This is a genomic window from Streptomyces morookaense (genome assembly GCF_013030945.1).
Taxonomy (GTDB): Bacteria; Actinomycetota; Actinomycetes; order Streptomycetales; family Streptomycetaceae; genus Streptomyces; species Streptomyces morookaensis.
In genome coordinates, this window is record NZ_JABBXF010000204.1 from 1 (window position 1) to 661 (window position 661).

A 661-nucleotide genomic window follows, 5' to 3' on the forward strand; every position below is an offset into this window, starting at 1 on the left:
CAACCAGAACGACCCGTTCGAGAACCGCGTCCGGATCGGCGGCGGTTGGGGCCAGTACAACAGCCTTTTCTAAAGGCCGGTCAGCACACCGGTACTTCGCGGCGCCCCGTTTCCCGGGGCGCCGCTCCTGTTCCTCTTCCTCACCGCCATAGGAGCACCACATGGCCCGCCTGCGCGTCCTCTCGCGCCTCGCCACCGCGGCGGCAGCCGCCGCACTGGTCGGTACCACGGCCGGAATCGCCGCCGCCGACCCGTCTCCGTCTCCGGAATCGCGGGCGAATTCGCCCCGCTTCCCCTTGATGGCCACCAACGGATCCGGTGAGCTCTTCCAGTATCTGCCCGACGGGCACGGCGGGTTCGGCGACCGCAAGCAGGGTGCGGCCCGCTGGCACGCCACCATCACCGTCCAGATCGACCTCGACCAGAACGGTCTCGTCGACGGTCACTACTTCCGCGAGGCCGACGGCTCGCTGTACTTGACGGAGAAGGGCGGCAAGCCCCAGCGCATCGGCGGCGGTTGGAACATCTACAACCGTCTCCTCTCCCCCGGCGACCTCACCGGCAGCGGCACGCCGTCTCTCCTCGCCCGCGACAAGACCGGTGACCTCTGGCTCTACCAGACCCGCCCGGACGGCACCCTGACCGACCGCGTCCGCGTCGG

General features: G+C 69.4%; 1 pseudogene. It reads left to right on the forward strand.

From position 1 onward, the window contains the following. Positions 1 to 161: 161 nt before the first annotated feature. Positions 162 to 661, forward strand: a pseudogene (locus tag HG542_RS34160) (FG-GAP repeat domain-containing protein); the annotation flags it as partial.